The 16,483-nt window shown below is 66.5% G+C and carries 18 protein-coding genes and 1 pseudogene; 9 read left to right on the top strand and 10 right to left on the bottom strand.

Going from position 1 to position 16,483, the window contains the following annotated elements; all coding sequences use genetic code 11:
* The first annotated feature begins 4 nt into the window (after positions 1 to 4).
* Entirely contained in the window at positions 5 to 967 is a 963-nt protein-coding gene (locus BO221_RS43500) for a hypothetical protein (protein WP_073566805.1), read from the top strand.
* A gap of 132 nt (positions 968 to 1,099) precedes the next feature.
* Entirely contained in the window at positions 1,100 to 1,321 is a 222-nt protein-coding gene (locus BO221_RS43505; RefSeq protein WP_198956303.1) for a hypothetical protein, read from the top strand.
* Between the two features lie 78 nt (positions 1,322 to 1,399).
* Here the strand turns inward: BO221_RS43505 and BO221_RS43510 are convergent, their stop codons facing one another.
* Positions 1,400 to 1,798, bottom strand: coding sequence for a DoxX family protein (locus BO221_RS43510; RefSeq protein WP_073566807.1), 399 nt, complete (start codon positions 1,796 to 1,798; stop codon positions 1,400 to 1,402).
* A 105-nt stretch (positions 1,799 to 1,903) separates the two neighbouring features.
* On the opposite strand from BO221_RS43510, the gene BO221_RS43515 reads away from it, so the two are divergent.
* Both BO221_RS43515 and BO221_RS43520 read left to right on the top strand, forming a co-directional pair.
* A complete protein-coding gene (locus tag BO221_RS43515; protein ID WP_073566808.1) occupies positions 1,904 to 2,665 on the top strand; it encodes a phytanoyl-CoA dioxygenase family protein in 762 nt (253 codons plus the stop codon).
* A gap of 352 nt (positions 2,666 to 3,017) precedes the next feature.
* The gene (locus BO221_RS43520; protein ID WP_233166520.1) at positions 3,018 to 5,189 is read left to right on the top strand and encodes a sensor histidine kinase; all 2,172 of its coding nucleotides are present in this window, start codon (positions 3,018 to 3,020) and stop codon (positions 5,187 to 5,189) included.
* 109 nt (positions 5,190 to 5,298) lie between these two features.
* Here the strand turns inward: BO221_RS43520 and BO221_RS43525 are convergent, their stop codons facing one another.
* A complete protein-coding gene (locus BO221_RS43525; protein WP_073566809.1) occupies positions 5,299 to 6,669 on the bottom strand; it encodes a S28 family serine protease in 1,371 nt (456 codons plus the stop codon).
* Positions 6,670 to 6,960: 291 nt separating this feature from the next.
* On the opposite strand from BO221_RS43525, the gene BO221_RS54400 reads away from it, so the two are divergent.
* Positions 6,961 to 7,422: a hypothetical protein gene (locus BO221_RS54400; protein ID WP_143196025.1), complete on the top strand. Its 462-nt coding sequence runs from the start codon at positions 6,961 to 6,963 to the stop codon at positions 7,420 to 7,422.
* Between the two features lie 115 nt (positions 7,423 to 7,537).
* On the opposite strand, the pseudogene BO221_RS56770 reads toward BO221_RS54400, so the two are convergent.
* The 5 genes and pseudogenes from BO221_RS56770 to BO221_RS43550 all read right to left on the bottom strand — a co-directional run.
* Positions 7,538 to 7,688 (bottom strand): annotated as a pseudogene (locus tag BO221_RS56770) (SMI1/KNR4 family protein); the annotation flags it as partial.
* A 50-nt stretch (positions 7,689 to 7,738) separates the two neighbouring features.
* Positions 7,739 to 8,224 (bottom strand): SMI1/KNR4 family protein, encoded by a 486-nt coding sequence (locus tag BO221_RS43535; protein WP_073566810.1) that lies wholly within the window; start codon positions 8,222 to 8,224, stop codon positions 7,739 to 7,741.
* 2 nt (positions 8,225 to 8,226) lie between these two features.
* Positions 8,227 to 8,883, bottom strand: coding sequence for a hypothetical protein (locus BO221_RS43540; protein ID WP_073566811.1), 657 nt, complete (start codon positions 8,881 to 8,883; stop codon positions 8,227 to 8,229).
* A gap of 90 nt (positions 8,884 to 8,973) precedes the next feature.
* Positions 8,974 to 9,090, bottom strand: a complete 117-nt coding sequence (locus BO221_RS53155) for a DUF2381 family protein (protein WP_233166522.1) — start codon at positions 9,088 to 9,090, stop codon at positions 8,974 to 8,976.
* Between the two features lie 240 nt (positions 9,091 to 9,330).
* Positions 9,331 to 9,657 (bottom strand): hypothetical protein, encoded by a 327-nt coding sequence (locus BO221_RS43550; RefSeq protein WP_073566812.1) that lies wholly within the window; start codon positions 9,655 to 9,657, stop codon positions 9,331 to 9,333.
* Positions 9,658 to 9,734: 77 nt separating this feature from the next.
* On the opposite strand from BO221_RS43550, the gene BO221_RS43555 reads away from it, so the two are divergent.
* From BO221_RS43555 to BO221_RS43565, 4 genes are all read left to right on the top strand, one after another.
* Positions 9,735 to 9,977, top strand: coding sequence for a hypothetical protein (locus tag BO221_RS43555; protein ID WP_073566813.1), 243 nt, complete (start codon positions 9,735 to 9,737; stop codon positions 9,975 to 9,977).
* A 314-nt stretch (positions 9,978 to 10,291) separates the two neighbouring features.
* Positions 10,292 to 10,495 carry a hypothetical protein gene (locus tag BO221_RS43560; RefSeq protein ID WP_073566814.1) on the top strand — a complete coding sequence of 68 codons (204 nt, stop codon included), beginning with the start codon at positions 10,292 to 10,294 and terminating at the stop codon, positions 10,493 to 10,495.
* A gap of 168 nt (positions 10,496 to 10,663) precedes the next feature.
* Positions 10,664 to 11,032 (top strand): hypothetical protein, encoded by a 369-nt coding sequence (locus BO221_RS54405; protein ID WP_143196026.1) that lies wholly within the window; start codon positions 10,664 to 10,666, stop codon positions 11,030 to 11,032.
* A 226-nt stretch (positions 11,033 to 11,258) separates the two neighbouring features.
* On the top strand, positions 11,259 to 12,731 hold the full coding sequence (locus BO221_RS43565; RefSeq protein WP_073566815.1) for an adenosine deaminase: 1,473 nt from the start codon (positions 11,259 to 11,261) through the stop codon (positions 12,729 to 12,731).
* 50 nt (positions 12,732 to 12,781) lie between these two features.
* Here the strand turns inward: BO221_RS43565 and BO221_RS43570 are convergent, their stop codons facing one another.
* The 3 genes from BO221_RS43570 to BO221_RS43580 all read right to left on the bottom strand — a co-directional run bounded on the left by BO221_RS43570 (position 12,782) and on the right by BO221_RS43580 (position 16,351).
* Entirely contained in the window at positions 12,782 to 13,546 is a 765-nt protein-coding gene (locus tag BO221_RS43570) for an SDR family NAD(P)-dependent oxidoreductase (RefSeq protein ID WP_073566816.1), read from the bottom strand.
* A 90-nt stretch (positions 13,547 to 13,636) separates the two neighbouring features.
* Complete coding sequence (locus tag BO221_RS43575) at positions 13,637 to 15,646, bottom strand: methyl-accepting chemotaxis protein (RefSeq protein WP_073566817.1); 2,010 nt, start codon at positions 15,644 to 15,646, stop codon at positions 13,637 to 13,639.
* 279 nt (positions 15,647 to 15,925) lie between these two features.
* A complete protein-coding gene (locus tag BO221_RS43580; protein ID WP_233166523.1) occupies positions 15,926 to 16,351 on the bottom strand; it encodes a biotin transporter BioY in 426 nt (141 codons plus the stop codon).
* Positions 16,352 to 16,483: the final 132 nt, after the last annotated feature.

Genomic DNA, 16,483 nt, shown 5'->3' on the forward strand with positions numbered 1-16,483 from the left:
CGTGATGCGCAACTGCTGGCTCCTGCTGTTGGGCTGCCTCGCCGCCGCGTGTGGCGGGAACTTCTCCAACGACGATCTCGAGTTCCTCAACGCCCTGCCCACCCGGGAGGACCTGGCCTCCGAGCTGCCTGGCGCCAGCGGCACGGTGAGCGAGGGAGGCCTGCGCCGGCGCACGGATGCCCTGGCCGTGGGAGAGCCATCCAGGCTCTACCAGGACACGCGCGAGGCCTCGGACACGTTCAACAACGGGATGGATGGGCTGCTCACCCTGCTGGAGGAGATTCGCAAGCTGCCGCCCACGACACGCGAGCCGGAGCTGCGCGTATGGGGGCCCTGGCCGGCACCGCAGCACCCCGGACACGAGGTGCGCTTCGCGATGAAGCGCGAGCCCGAGCGCTTCACCTACCTGCTCCAGTACCGGACCCGGGGAGCCGGAGAGGAGGAGTGGTGGTCCGCCCTGGAGGGCACCTTCCAGCCGGACGGAGGGCTGCGCAAGGGCACGGGCGCGGTGCGGATCCTCGTCAAGGAGACGAAGGCCCATGGCTTCGACGTCGGAGGGCTCGCGAACCTGGACCTGTTGGAGATCGTCTACCAGACGCGCGCGCTCCCCATCACCGTGCGGATGCGCTTCGTGCCAGCCGCTCCCCGGACCGCGTCCGAAATCCTCTACGCGTACCGCGAGCTTCCCGGAGGCCTCGGGGAGATGGGCTTCCTGCTGGAGGACACGGACATCCTCCCCGGCACGCGGAGGGAGGACCTCGCCATCATCAGCCGGTGGACGAAGGACCGCGGAGGCGTGGGAATCATCTCCGTGACGGGCGGAGACGTACCCGTGGGCTTCACCGCCACGCAGGTGGAGTGCTGGGACGCCAGCTTCCGCGTCACCTATCTGAAGCGGAGTTGGGAGACGGCGGAGGTGGGCAGTGCCTCCGCCTGCCCGGACGTGTCCGCGCTGGAGCAGCCGTGAGCTGGCCCTCCATGACGACATCTCTTCCAGTTCCTTGCCCTTGGTTTCCCGGGAGCAGCCAGGCAATCAGGCGCCGTCATGACAGGTGCCCAGGGCCTGGAGGGCACCCACGTTGGAGGGAAGGAGGCCGCCATGAGCCAGAAGAAGGACGACGTGCTGCACATCCCGCCCGAGGCATACCCCACCGCGCCCGACCGCGAAGCCGGGACGGAGGAGGACGCGCCGCACCACCGGGGGCCGCCGCATCTGCGACCGGATGGCGGGCCCGGCAACACCCCCGGATCGGGAGGCAACCCGCGCATCATCGAGCCCGCGGGCACGCCGCGCCCCTATCCCGGCGTCAGCGTGACGTGAGCTTTTGAAAAGCCCTGTGTGAGGGCCTCGTGGAGACAGCACTGGACCTTTTTGCCGGCTGAAGCCGTCGAGGTCGAGTCAGGGCTCGAGCACTTTTCGTACCCGCGCATCGCGCAGGAAAAGCCCCAGCCAGAGGAAGACCGCCACGTAGATAGGGAACAGCGTGTGCGAGAAGAGCGGATTACCCACGCGCACGTGGCTCGCGACCGCGCCGCCGAGGTAACCTGTGAGCAAGATCGCGCCCAGGATCGCGGTCCGGGGAATCAAGTAGCACGCGAGGCAGATGAGCAGAATCGTACCGACCAGCGGCATGCGCTCGATGGGCCACTGCAGGGCGGATCCCGCCTCGAGGGCTTCGGGTGGCAGCTTGTCCATGATGAATTTCATGACGGCGTCGAAGAGCAGGAACGCGACGGCAAGCCCGCTCAGGATGCGGCCGGTCCAGATTGATTTTTGGGAAAGCGTGATTGTGCTCATGGGAGTCTCCTTTGTCTCTGAAGCCGGACTAACACATCAGCGGCCAAAGCGGGCGTCACCAGTGGCGCCTTCTTGTTACTACAAGCAGCACCTCGAGGCGCTCGCGTGACGGAAGCCGAACGGAAGATCTTCGCGGAAACGGGAATCCTCGGCCTGAAAGGGTTCATTCCCAGGAAAGCGGTGGCGGCCGTCAAGGATTCCATCCTCGCCGAACTGGATCGCCTGAAGCTGCGGGAGAAAGGGAAGCTGTCGTCGGCGAAGCTCCAATCCCTTCCCTTCTTCCAGCAGACGGGGAAGCTGAGCCAGATGGTGAAACCCGGGCCGGAGCTCGATGGGTTGTTTTCCGCGGAGCTTCTGGGGACCATGAACGCTCTCGCCGGAGCTCCGCTCAAGGCAGCGGCTCCGCGTCCGCAGCTTCTTCTCTCCTTCCCCAACAAAGAAGAATGGTCGCTCGGCGGCTTGAACTGGCATCTCGACCTCGCCGTTCCGAAAAGAGACGAGCTTCCAGGAGTTCAGGCCTTCCTGCTCATCGACGACTTGCAACCCAGGGGCGGAGCGACCTTGGCGATCGCGGGCTCGCACCGCCTTCACTATGTTCCCGAGGCTCGAAACGGGAACGCGCACGCCGTTCTCCGGAAGGATGCGCTCTTCGGGGCGCTGTTCGAGGGCCCGCAGGCTTCAGCGGAGAAGCTCATGAAACCCCACTCCATTCATGGCGTGGACGTCTCCGTCGTCGAGTTCTGCGGGAAAGCGGGCGACGTCTTCCTGATGGATCTGCGAGTGATGCACTCTCCGTCACTCAATGTGACGAAGAACGTGCGCATGATGACGACGAGCCGTTTTCTCAAAACGGGCATCTCCATGTGAATCAGATGGGCGGGCTGTGCGCCGGGTCGGAGCACAGGCCGTGCCGCCTCTGTGGGCACACGCCGGCCCAAGCGGCCCACCAGGCGGCAGGCCGCAGGGGCGTGGGCTTGCAGGTCACTGACGTACGAAGTGCCGTTGCGGCATTCGCGGCCAGGGCCGCTCCAGCCCGCCACCCCTCCACATGCCTTCGCACACAGCAGTCAGACGGGGGACCGCCGCTCTTCTCCTCGCGGAATTCTCGCGGCTTGTCTTATGTCAGAGGCGTCACAGCCGACCCCGCCGACGCGCTTCGAACCCAGCGGACAGCCAGACGGGCAGGTCCGCGGCCAGGACGCCAGGTCGGCATGCCACCATGCCGACATCCTCCCGCCCCCGCGCGCCCCTGGCTCAATCCACGCTCATCCGTATGGGCGTGCGCATCGCGGTCGTCATCGCGCTCAGCACCCTCTTCAGCTACCTCCACATGTTCCACACCCTGCGCACCGAGGCCCTCTCGCGACTGCAGCAGTATGTGGCGGAGCGCAGCCAGCGTGAGCAATCCATCTTCCTGTTGGCCGAGGACAACCACGCCGTCCTCAAGTCGGCCCTGGAGGAGAAGATCCACGCCTATCAGCACGAGGACGTGAGTGCCCGCTTCGACAGCCTGTTCGCGCTGATGCCCGATGGCGCGATCCGCAACCGTCCCGAGGTGTTCGACGGAACGAGGATGCCCTGTCTCTTCGTCCCCAGGGGCGTGCCCGTCGACCTGGACCAGCGCCGCCGGCTCCTGGCCGCGTACGATGTGCTCCTCCAGTATGGGCCCGCTTTTCGTACACGCTTCGCGGACTCCTTCATCACGCTGCCCGAGGGGTCGCTCGTCATGTTCTGGCCGGAGCGCCCCAACTGGATCCACGAGAGCGATCCCAACACGTCGATCATCACCCAGGACTTCTTTCCCGGCAGCCTGCCCGGGAACAATCCGAAGCGGCAGACGACCTGGTCCCCCATCTACAAGGAGCCGGTCTCACAGCAGGCGATGTCCACGGTCACGACTCCCCTGGACATGGATGGCCGCCATGTCGCATCGATCAGCCACGATGTCATGATCGAGGAGTTGATGGCCCGCACCCTCAACGACCACCTCCCCGAGTCCTACAACATCGTCTTTCGCGATGACGGCAAGCCCATTGCCCATCCCGGGCTGAAGCAGGAGGGGGGCGCCACCGAGGAGCAGCAGGCCCACCTGCGCGGCATCGTCGAGCAGGTGAAGTCGAGCCCCTCCGGCCAGGTCATCCAGAAGCATCCGGAGACCGGTGAGTACCTCGCCGTGGCACGGCTGAAGGGCCCCGGCTGGTACTTCGTCACCGTCCTGCCCGAGAGCGCGGTGTCCCGCCCCGCCCTCCAGGCCGCTCGCATCGTCCTGCTGCTCGGCGTGCTGTCGCTGCTCATCGAACTGGCCATCGTGTCCTGGGTGCTCAGGCAGCAGATCACCCGCCCGCTGCTCTCCTTCACCCAGGCCACGGACCGGGTGGCGGCCGGGGACTTCAAGGTCGAGCTGGACACCACACGTGAAGACGAGCTGGGGCAACTGGCTCGCGCCTTCCGGCTCATGGCCAATCAGGTCCAGCACCGTGAGGAAGAGCTGCGCCACGTCAACGAGAGCCTGGAGCAGCGTGTCGAGGAGCGCACCCGCGAGCTGAAGGAGGTCCACCTGCAGCTGGTGCAGACCGCCCGCCGCGCCGGCATGGCGGAGATCGCCACCAACGTGCTGCACAACGTGGGCAACGTCCTCAACAGCATCTACACCTCGGCCCAGCTCGCCAGGGAGCGGATGACGGACATGCGGCTGGAGCACGTGGGCCGCGTGGCCGGCATGCTCCAGGAGAATCAGTCCGGACTCGGCACCTTCCTCACCCAGGACACGCGCGGCCGCAATCTGATGCCCTTCATGAGCAAGCTGGGGCAGAACCTGCTCGACGAGCGCAAGCAGATCGTCACCCTGCTGGAGGACGTCGGCCGCTACACCGAGCACGTGGGCGACATCGTCAAGGTGCAGCAGAACTACGCGCGCACGCCCCGGCTGCAGGAGCCCGTGCACCTGGCCGGACTGGTGGAGGACGCGCTGCGCATCAACGCGGCCGGACTCACCCGCCACCAGGTGAAGGTGGAACGGCAGCTGGCCGAGCTGCCTCCGGCCCTCACCGACAAGCACAAGACACTGATGATCCTGGTCAACCTGGTCAGCAATGCCAAGTACGCCATGGATGGCGTGCCCGTGAACGAGCGGCGCCTCCTCGTCAAGCTGGAGCACACCCCCAGCGGCCACGTCCGGATCTCGATTCACGACAATGGCATGGGCATCGCGCCGGAGATGCTCACGCGCATCTTCCAGTACGGCTTCACCACCCGTGAGGAGGGACACGGGTTCGGACTGCACTCGAGCGCTCTGGCGGCCCAGGAGATGGGCGGCGACCTCACCGTCCACAGCGAGGGCCTGGGGCACGGGGCCACCTTCACGCTGGAGATGCCCTATCACCCGGCCTGATGGGCCGGCAGCAGGGGCGTGGGCTTCCAACGGCCGGAGAGGACCGCCCCCCTTGGACGAAGGCCGCCCCGCGTGCCCCCCGCGCCGTGGCGGCCTCGCCCTGTCCGGACTACAGCGGCCGGTGCGCGGGCTCGAGGGAGTCCTCCCACGACCAGGTGTCGGCCTCGGGCACGCGCAGGCCGTGCCGGGCCGCGGACGGCTCCAGGCCGGCCCACTGGAAGAGGTGCTCGAGGGCGGCGGTGCGCTCGGGCTCGGGGAGCTGCGCGAGGCGTGCGCCGTGGTTGCCGCGGGGCACGACGAAGCGCAGCGAGTCATTCGACTCGCGCACCTCGAAGGGAACGGAGGACCACGGGTCGTCCTCGCCGTAGAGGAACAGCATCCGCTGGCCCGAGTTGCGCACCCAGTGCCCCACGCGCAGCATGGCGGTGACATCGAACCGCTTCTGCACGCCGAGCGGCGGCAGGTGAGCGGGGAGGTCCTGCCGTGGGTAGCGCAGCAGCCCGTGCAGGTGGTGCTCCGCGTAGCGCAGCGCGCCAATCTGCGTGGCCGCCTGGTAGTAGTAGGGCGCGAGTGACTGGAGCCCCGCGTCCCCGAAGCTGCCGGTGAAGTACGTGTGGCGCTGGATGAAGTCGAAGAGCGCCGAGGCGGGCGCGCCCGGGGCCGGAATCGTCGGACAGAGGGTCTGGCCCCCGAGCTGCCAGAAGTAATAGGGCAGCTCCAGGACGGAGAACTCCAGCGCCCGGTCCAAGCCGAGCACGTTGAAAGTGGCGCCGGTGCTCGCCGCCACCCCGGCGGCGAGGGGCAGCAGCTCCTCGCGCCGGGTGAGGGCGGCCCGCTGGATGGACTCGAGCCGCTCGCGGCAGTCCGCGTCGGTGCCCACCGTCTCGAGGAAGCGCACGGCCCGCACGTCCGTCTCCCCGCGCACGTTGGGCGTCACATAGGCGACGGTGGCCTCCACGTCATCCGGGTAGAAGTAGCGGTGGTAGGTGGCCGCCTGGCCGCCCTTGCTGTTGCCGGTGCTCAGCCACCGGCCGTCCCCCAGCAGCGGGCGCAGCGCCTGGACGATGCGGTGGTGGTCGGCCGCGGCCTGCTCGATGGTGAGCCGCTTCCAGTCGAGGGAGGCCGGGCGCGAGGTGCCGAAGAAGCGGTGCTCGACGCGCAGCTCGTGGGCCGTCAGCAGCCGCGTGGGCTCACTCTGGGCGGGGGTGGGCGTGAGCCCGTACCCGAGCGTGTTCAACACCACCGGCGTTGGCCCCGGCTTGTAGCGGTAGAGGAGCGTCATGCGCTGGCGAAAGCGCTCGCCCTCGAGGTGCTGGTGGTCCGTCGGTTGCTCGTAGTCGAGAATGAAGAAGCGCGTGTCCTTCGTCGTGTCCGACAGCCACACGTCCAGCAGCACGGTGAGCCCCGGGACGGCGCGCAACCGCTCCCCGAGATCCTCCGACTCCAGCGCGGAGGCCCGGGCCGCTCCGGCTTGTCCCAATAATCCTGGTCCACTGCCCATGCGACGGAACGGGGGAAGTTCCGCGCATAAGCTCCACACGTCCCGCCCTTTTTGCCCGGGGCGGCTTCGGGACTGCTGACTGCTCACGACCCAGTCAGCGTTCAACCCCCGCATGCCCTGTCAACCGCGCATGAAAGCACTGAAGTTGATTGCGACCGCCACAGCAGCACTCCTTACGCACGCTCCAGCGTCGGAACTGGGACAATTGAACCAAGGGAGGCACCATCATACCGCCGACGTGCCAGGTTCTCGCGAGTCCAGGAGGGGCAAATGAAATACAAAGCTCTATTGCCTGCCGTGTTGTTGTTCTGTGGTTGCGCTAGCCGGGAGCACGAAATTGAGGTTATGGCCTGCACAACCATTCGTCGCCCAACAGTAGAATATCTCGCACCAGGAGTGCGGCATATTCTCTCGGTGGATAAGCGCTACAATGTGAGTTTGTCGCCGAACTCTGCGGGGTATAAAGCCGACCTGTTGATCCACGTCGAAGAGGCCGGAGACTACGTCGCCTTTGTGGATGCGGAAGAGCCTCATGTGACTGTCTACGTGAGCGGATCGTATGAAGACCACAGTGAACCGTGGCCCCGTGGCCCAGATGACTTCAAGTGCGCAGAGGTTAAACAGCGGCGCGTGTTCCGTGTCTCGGGAGCCATCAAGACTCCAACTCACGTCAATCTTGAGGTCTACCGCTCTGTAGAGTCTCAAATTTCCATTGTCGTGGGAAAGCTGTGAGGACGACGCTTATTCTGACTCTAGGCGGAATGGGGGCCGTGCTTGAGGGGGAGGGCTGGAGCAAAGGGGTTGAGAAGGGCCGCTGGAGGGTGACGCGCGGGCTGTGCGCCGGGTCGGAGCAGAGCAGGTAGAAGGCCCCGCAGGTCCGGGTCCAACTCCCAGCCCACCCGCCGCTCGAACTCCTCGATTTCCTCGGGCGTGGCGGGGGGATGCGGGAATGGCTCGCGGGAGACCTCTTCGAGCAGGCTGCTCATCGGGGTGGTCATCGTCAGCTGTCTGTATAGGGCAGATCGGGTATCGACGGCAGCCGGCCTGCTCAACGCCCAGCGGCACGCTTCAACCAGAACTGGCGCCCCTTGCTCCGCAGTGCCTTCTCCAAGAACTCCGAGAAGGAACTGGCAATCTGGCCGCATTGCTTCGGGTCCGGCCATGCTTCATGCCAGCCATCGACGAGGGGATAACGTCCGTTCTCCTGGTGGCCCACATCCACCACCACGTAATCGCCGTCCTGAACGTAGCAGAGTGCATACACGGAAGCGGGACCCCACTGGTCATCATCTTCGTCGTAGATGGCCACCCGCGCCCGGATGATCTCGGACAAGGGAAGGATGCGGTAAGGACAACCTGGCCGCTGCTTGAACAACTCCGCCCCGTTGCAATGCAGATAGAAGGCCCGCAGGTCCGGGTCCAGTTGCCAGCCCACCCGCCGCTCGAACTCCTCGATCTCCTCGGGCGTGGCGGGCGGATACGGGAAGTGCTCGCGCGAGACATCTTCAAGCAGGTCGCTCATGGGCATGGCCATCGTCAGTTGTCCGTGTAGGGCAGGTCGGGCCCCACTGTATTCCAGGGCGATTGGCCGCTGTAACAAGCGGGGTACGCCTTGGTGAAGGTCTTATGCACGCCCGGCTGCGCGGGAATGATGTTGTTGCGGTCCACCGGGTTGCCACCGTGCTTCAGGTCATGGACATGGTGCCCTGGCCAATTCTCCCCGTTTTCGAAGGGCCACTGCCCGAACTTCTTTGACCAATCATCCCGGAACGAGGCTCTGAAGGCGTCCCATATATCGCGCTGGGTCTCGTTTTCTTCCTTCGACAGCTCGGTGTAGTTGCAGCAGCAGTGATAAATGCCGTAGCGGCTCCCGGCCTCAACGTCCACGGGCAAGAGGAAGAGGCTTCCTTCCCAGTCGAACTTGAGATCGGCCAGCCACATGCAGCCCTTGAGCAAATGGCCCTCACTGGTGCACTTCATCTGGCACTCGTTCATGAACTGTTGGCGGCACTGCCAAGGGCCGTAGAAGAGGGTCATCTTCATGCGCCCGCCCGGCACCGTCAGCCACGGCAACTCCTTCTTCACGGCGGGCTTGGCCCCCGGTGAGGGCGAAGGGCCAGAACCTCCCGTCCCCTGGTGTGTCGCGCATCCGGTGAGGAGTACCAACAGCACCACCGCTCCGGCCAGCTTCATGGGAAGTCCCCGTGGTGATGGCCACCCCCTGATGGGTTGCCAGTCCGAGGGGGTACCCGTTGGGTCTGACACACGCATGAGCGTCAGGACTCAGTGGAAGGTCATGTTGCCGATGGTGACGAGCCGCATCCCGATCTCGTCCCACAGCTTCAAGGTGAAGGGACCCCGGGTCTCCTGGGCCGTCAGCTCCCAATCCACCACGACCACGCCCGACTCCTTTGGGTCCGGTGGGGTGGGCAAGGGCTGCCAGCTCAGACTCTAGGCGGAATGGGGGCCGTGTTTGAGGAGGCGGGCTGGCGCAAAGGGGTTGAGAAGGGCCGCTGGAGGGTAACGCACGGGCTGTGCGCCGGGTCGGAGCACAGGCCGTGCCGCCCCGCGCCCTGTGCGAGGCTCGCTCCAGTGCGGAGCGGCCCGTGATGAGCTGGCCCGGGTGTGGGACGCCACGCGTCAGGAGGCGGTACGGGCCGCGTTCCTCGCGACAGGCCAGCCGTTCGCTCCGGTGGCGTGGGAAGGCGTGCGACGTGCGCTGGATGCGTACGGGGCCTCCTGGGTGACCACGCGCACCACGGCCTGCGAGGCCACGCGCGTGCGGGGAGAACAATCCGAGAAGGTGCTGGCCGGGCGCATGCGCTGCCTGGACGGACGGCTCGCCGAGGTGGCCGCCCTCACCGAGCTCTTCTCCCAGGCCGACTCGGGCGTGGTGGAGCAGTCCCTGCGTGCCGTGGGCCGGCTGCCCGCGCCCACCGAGTGCTCGGAGCTGGCGGCACTCGCCACCCGTCCCGCGCCCTCGGACCCGGCCGCGCGCGAGCGGGCGGAAGCCTTCGAGCGTCTGCTCGCACCTGGAGAAGGCGGTGGCGGGTTGGGAGCACGCGAAGCCCAGCGACGTGGATCGTGCCAACGTCCGCTTCCTGCTGGCCTGGGCCCTGTGGGAGGCAGGAGGGGACAGGACCCGGTCCCTGCACCTCCTCGCCGAGTCGCGCCAGCTGGCCAACGCGCTGGGCCCGGAAGCGGGGAAGCTCCAGAAGGACATCGAGGTGTGGCTCGGCAAGCACGGCTCGCCTCGGCTGCCGGAGGTGGCCAGCTCCTCGCCCTGAGCTCCCCCATCCCCTCCCCGCGAGCCTCCGCCGGGCATTGCCCGCGCAACCGCGACTCAACGTCTGGCCAGGCAGCGTATGGGAAATCCACGATAGCGGATACGCGTCACCTTCGGCCTCGCACCCATTTGCGCAGGGCCGATTCGGTGAGGTCCATTTCCTTCCACCTGGGGCAGGCTGCCTCGCTTAACGTAGCCCGCGCAGTGCCCACCCAGGAGACACATCACAGTATGCGCAGCGCAATCATCGCAGGGTTGATGGCAGTGGGGATGCTGGCAGGTTGTGGAGGCACCACGACCGACAGAAGCGGAGAGGTGCATGTCGTGTGCTCCGACGGCACCGCGTGCACCGGTTCCACCGACGAGTGTGTGACGAAGTGCGGCGAGTCCGGTGGCACGAAGCACGCTCAAGACTTCAGCATGATTTGTTGCGACGGCTTCGAGTGCTACACCCCCGGCGCTCCTTCCATCTGCATCAACTACTGCAACACCTACGGCGGCGGCAGTTGGTGCCAGTAACACCGCTCGTTCTGTCCATGCGGCGGCCCGCCCCGAGCTTTCAGGGCGGGCCGCTGTGCACGTTGTGCTGGGTGCTGGCCACGTACGCACTGCCCTCACACAGCGCCGCGCCCCGAGGAACCCGACGTCCAGGTGGAATAGAGTAGCTCCCTGAAGACAGGAGGTTTTGTGGGTGCCAAGATTTTCGATTTGTACGGTGTCTGGGAGCCTGACTTGACTGCCGCAAGCCAGCGTTTGGAGCTGGCTCTCGGGGTCCGTTTTTCGCTGCATGATAGTGAGTATCTCGGAGGAGATTACTATCGAGCGAAGCATCAGGGAGCGGACATCATCCTACAGGTCAATTATTTGCATTTCATAAAGAATTGGACGGAACCCGAGTACAAGGAATTTGGCGTGCTGCTGCGCATTAGCAATGCCTCGGAGCCTGACGTGCTACGGGCTTGTCTCGAGCAGTCTGGCAATAGTGGAACCGTATGGCTTCGCCGGACTGTTGTCGATGGGAAGAAGCGAGAGGTCATTCGCCGGGGCGTGAATTAGGATTCGTCTCGACACAAGGCCGCGTGGGTCATCTGGCTCGTGACGTGTCAGTACGGCGGACTGACGTGTCCACCTTCGGCGTTGACGTGTCAGCCCACACGCCGTACCGCGCGACTGGAGGCGAAAGGCCCGCGCCGCCCGGTTGGCATCCTACTTGCCTCTCCTTGAGCAAACACGCGGAGTGGAGCGCGTCCTCCCCTCCCCCTCATCACCCCCGAGAGTGCTCATGCGAAAGCTCCTATCCAGTCTTCTCATCCCCCTGCTCACCAGCGCCATCGCCCCCACCGCGCACGCGGCCAGCAACGAAGCGACCACCCAGCGTCATTTCGCGTCGCTGGTATCGGGAGCCGAGCCGAAGCTGGCCGAGCTGTCCCTGTTCATGACGCTGATGCCCAAGGGGGGTGACCTGCATCACCACTACTCGGGCGCCATCTATGCCGAGCAGTATCTGGAGTGGGTGGACAAGCAGGGCTACTGCGTGGACAAGGCCTCCTCCAAGATCCAGAAGCATCGCCCCGATGCCAAGGGTTGTGTCAGCGCCCAGGACGTGATCGCCGACGAGGAGGCCTACCGCGAATTGCTGCAGCGCTGGTCCAGCAAGGACTTCAGCAACCATGGCGCGGTGAAGCCGCCGCCGGATCAGCAGTTCTTCGACACCTTCCTGTATTTCGACGACGTGGCGTCCACCAACACCCGGGAGGGTCTGCGGACGCTCAAGCAGCGCGCCATCGCCGAGAACCTGGGCTACATCGAGACCATCTTCGAGCTGGCCCCGAGCCTGCCGGACGCCGGGTTCGAGCGCGACCTCGCGGCGGCGGGCAGTGACAGCGCGAAGCTGCAGGCGCTGATGGCCGCGCAGCTGACGAAGCTGGACGCCGACCCCCAGTTCAACAAGGGCGTGCGGGATTACGTCGCCAACGTGCAGGTGAGCAGCGAGGGCATCGACGATGCGGACTTCACGATGCGCTACCAGGCCTACGTCCTGCGGGCCCTCTCGCCGGCCCTGGTGTTCTCGCAGATCGCCAGCGCGTACAAGATCGCGACGCTGAACGACAAGGTGGTGGCGGTGAACCTGGTGGGCGCCGAGAACTCGAACGTCTCGATGCGCGACTACAGCCTGCACATGCAGATGTTCAAGGCCGTGAAGGCGCGCTACCCGAACGTCAAGCTGGCGCTGCACGCGGGTGAGCTGGCCCTGGGCATGGTGCCCCCCGAGGGCCTGAAGTTCCACATCACCGAGGCCGTCGGCGTGGCCGGCGCCCAGCGCATCGGGCACGGCATCGACATCTCGCACGAGCGCGACGCGCTGCGGCTCATCCAGACACTGCGCGAGCGGGACATCCCCATCGAGGTGAACCTGACCAGCAACGAGTTCATCCTGGGCGTCAAGGGCGCCGCGCATCCGGTCGAGCTGTACCGCAAGCACGGCGTACCGTTCGTCATCTCCACGGATGACACCGGCGTCACCCGCCATACGCTGTCCAACGAGTACGTGCTGTTTGCCAGCCGCTACAAGCCCACGTACGCGGAGGTGAAGAAGCTCTCCTACGACAGTCTGCGCTACGCCTTCCTGCCCGAGGCGGACAAGCAGCGTCTGAAGAAGCAGCTCGACACGCGCTTCGCGAAGTTCGAGGCCGACATCGCCGCCAGCGAGTCCAGGGCCCAGAAGCCCGTGCGCACGGCGCGAGACGTCAAGTAGGCCTTCGTCACGGCACATCCCCTCCCCCACCCACGCGCCGCGGAACGGCCCTAGGAGCGGAAGATCCAGCCGCCGTCCACGGGGAGGGTGGTGCCGGTGGTGAAGGTGGCATCGGCGCAGAGATAGAGGATGGCACGGGCCACCTCGTCGGGCTGCCCGATGCGGGCCAGGGGGTGGTAGGTCTCGGCCATCATCCGCTGGGTGGCCGCGTCGCCCTGGGTGAAATCCAGAAAGGTCTCCGTCACGATGGAGCCCGGGGCCACCGCGTTGACGGTGATGCCTTCCGAGGCAACCTCGAGCGCGGCGGTCTCGGTGAGGCTCTCGAGCGCGCGCTTGGTGGCCCCATACGCACCCAGTCCGCGGAACGCGCGCTTGCCGATGGCGGAGGAGACGTTGACGATGCGGCCGCCTCCGCCCTGGGCCCGCATCTGCCGGAGCTCGGCGCGCAGGCACCAGAAGAAGGCCGTGAGGTTGAGGTGGAGCACCTGGTCCCAGTTGTCGTCGGTGCAGTCGGCGATCGTGCTGGGCTGGCCGGTGATTCCCGGTACGTTGACGGCGCAGTCGAGCCGGCCAAAAGCAGCCACCGTGCTCTCCACGGCCCGGGTCACGTGGGACGATTGGGTGATATCGGTCTCGACGAAGCGTGCCGTGCCACCCTGGCCGAGGATCTCCTGGACCACGGCCGAGCCCTCGGTCACGCGCCGTGCGGCCACGACGACCTGGGCTCCGGCCTGAGCAAGCATCAAGGCCGCCGCCCTGCCAATGCCGCCACTTCCACCCACTACCAGTGCCACCTTGCCATCGAGCCGAGCCATGGTCTGTCTCCCGTGTGCCGGCACCTTACCTGCAATGCGAACCGAGGTGGATGCTCCCGACGTGGCTTTCCGGCGAGCCCCGGCGGGCCCTCACATGCGCTGCTCGTGCCGCCGTGCCTGGGGCGTGGGGTGCACCCGCCGGAGGTCCGGAGACATGCTCTCGAAGGCCCGCGCACCCGGACGGCCTCGCGGCGCGCTGGGGTCCTTGGCCCCGTCCACCCGGAAGAAGCTCACCATCCGCAGCAGGCCCTCCGCTTGCGCCGCCATCTCCTCCGCGGTGCTCGACAATTCCTCGGAGGCCGCCGCGTTCTGCTGCGTTACATCGTTCAGGCCGAGCATCGCCTTGTTGAGCTGTCTGACGCTCGTCGACTGCTCGCTCGACGTGGCGGCGACGCCCTTCACCAGGTGCGACGTCGTGTCGATCGACGGGACGAGCGCCTGGAGCAGGTGGCCGGACTGCTCGGCGATCTTCACGCTGTCCGACGCCACCGTGCTGATCTTCCTGGCGGCGGTCTGGCTGCCCTCGGCCAGCTTGCGGACCTGGGACGCGACGACCGCGAAGCTCTTGCCGTGCTCGCCCGCGCGGGCCGCCTCGATGGAGGCGTTCAGCGCGAGCAGGTTCGTCTGATAGGCGATCTCCTCGATGATGGAGATGTGCGCGGCGATCTGCTTCATGGCATCCACCGTCGCGGTGACCGCCCGGCTGCTCTTCTCGGCGTCGGCCGCTCCCTGGGCCGCGATCGTCTCCACCTGACGGCTGCTGCCGGCGTTCTTGACGATGGACTCGCTCATGGTCTCCAGGTTGCTGGTCATCTCCTCGAAGGTGGCGGCCTGCTCGGTCGCCCGGCTCGCGAGTGATTGGGACGTTTGCGAGAGCTGTGACGCGGCCGACGAGAGCGCCGCGGCCCCATCGCGGACATCGGCAATCACCTGCGCCAGCCGGTCGCGCATCGAGCGGAACGCATCCGCGAGGACGCCAATCTCATCCTCCGAACGGTGCTCGAGCCTTCCGGTGAGGTCGCCCTGGGCGATGCGGGTGGCGACGCTGGAGATCGTCTCGAGCGGCCGGGTGATGCGGCGGATGACGAGGAGGACGGCGCCACCGAGCGCGAGCAGCGCGAGCGCCCCGAGCAGGACCGTGAACTCGCGCAGCTCCTGGGCCGGCGCGAGCACCTCATCCAGGGGAGCGAAGACGGCGAGCGCCCACGGCGTCACGGTCTCACCGATGCGGATGGGGACCACCACCTCGATGGCACCCGCCCCGAGCACCTCCGAGTAGACGCGGCCGGAGCGCGCGGTGTCGCTCGAGAGGGCGGTCTTCACCAGGGCCTCCGCGGGCGAGTCATCGAGCTGCTTCGCGCGGCGCTCCTGCGAGGGGTGCGCGACGAACGTGCCATTGTTCGAGACGAGCAGCGCGTACCCCTTCTCGAAGGCGGAGATCTCCGAGACCTGCTTCTGGATCTGCTCGAGCGAGATGTCCGCACCGACGGTCCCGGCGAACTTGCCATCGAGGATGATGGGCACGGTGATGCTCGTGATGAGGGTGGGCCTGCCGCCGACGGGGTAGAGATAGGGATTGACGATCGTCTCCCGCCGGGTCTTGCGCGCGAGGAGGTAGTAGTCGCCCGTGCCTTCCTTCTCGTAATCGACGTTGGGCTCCAGCGTGATGCGTCCGGAGCCGCGGGACCAATTGGAGATGTAGCGCCCGGTGGCGTCAGAGCCGGGCGTGTTCACGTACTTCGCATCGAGCCCATCGAATGCATTGGGCTCCCACGTCGTCCAGATGCCGAGGACCTTGGGGTTGGCCTCGGCGACGTCCCGGAGCGCGGCATCCGCCAGCCGGCGATCGGTCAGGCCGGCGGCCTTCTGGGCCGCCAACGTCTGCGCGAGCGTGCGGACGGGCATGAACGCGGCGTCGAACTCCGAGTTGACCAGGCGCGCATAGCGCTCGGCCATCTGCGTGACCATCTGGTTCGCCTGCTCCTCGGCGACCCGCGAGGACTGCCGGCTGACGACGAGGATGAGGATGCCGAGTGCGATGCTGATGACGCTGCAAAGAGCGACGAGGAGCTTCGTCGCGAGGCTCTTGCTGAATCCCATTCGCTCGCAAGTAGCATGGGGAAGATGGTGTGAGAGCGAAGGGCCCCTGAGTCGGCGCTCGGATGCCCCCTCGCTTCATGCTCTGTCTCACCTGGAGCAAGCGGCTCTACATTCGACGCCCGGGCCGCTTCGGCATCGCGTTCTTCGCTCGTCCCCCTCCTCCATGACGAGCGGAGGAGGGGTCCGCCACATCTTCGTCGTAGATGGCCACCCGCGCCCGGATGATCTCGGACAAGGGAAGGATGCGGTAAGGACAACTTGGCCGCTGCTTGACATCGCTCACCCCCCTGACTCGCGAGACCGTATGAGCCTCCAGGCGAGGGGCATCCCCAAGCCGGCGATGGCTGCCTTGAGCAACCCACCGGGGAGGAAGGGCAGGAAGCCCTTGTGCAGGGCCGTGGCGAGGTCGAGCGGGGCCGCCACGCAGAGCCAGGGCACGCCAATGGCCAGGATGACGAGCTGGCCAGCGAGGAAGAGCGGGATCGCCTTCCACGCCACCCTGTCAAAGCCGTGCCGCGCCGCGAGGCCCATGAGGACGGCCGCGGGGATGAAGCCCACCAGATAGCCGCCGGTCGGCCCGAGCACTTGTGCCCAACCGCTGGCCCCCTTGGAGTAGAACGGCAGTCCCACCGCCCCGAGCAGGAYGTAGGCGAGCTGCCCGGCCACTCCACGCACGGGCCCGAGCGCGGCGGCCTCGATTCCCACCGCCTCCACTAAAAGTTATCCGCCGCTCTGAGCCGAGCCTACTCCCAACTCGGCAAGAGTCCGGGTGGGCTCGACCAGGTTCCACGTGCGAGCCGAGGGGCAAGGCCGGCCGTTCGTCTTTGCACTGACGGC

This window comes from Archangium sp. Cb G35 (assembly GCF_001896145.1).
In the GTDB taxonomy this organism is placed as follows: Bacteria; Myxococcota; Myxococcia; order Myxococcales; family Myxococcaceae; genus Archangium; species Archangium violaceum.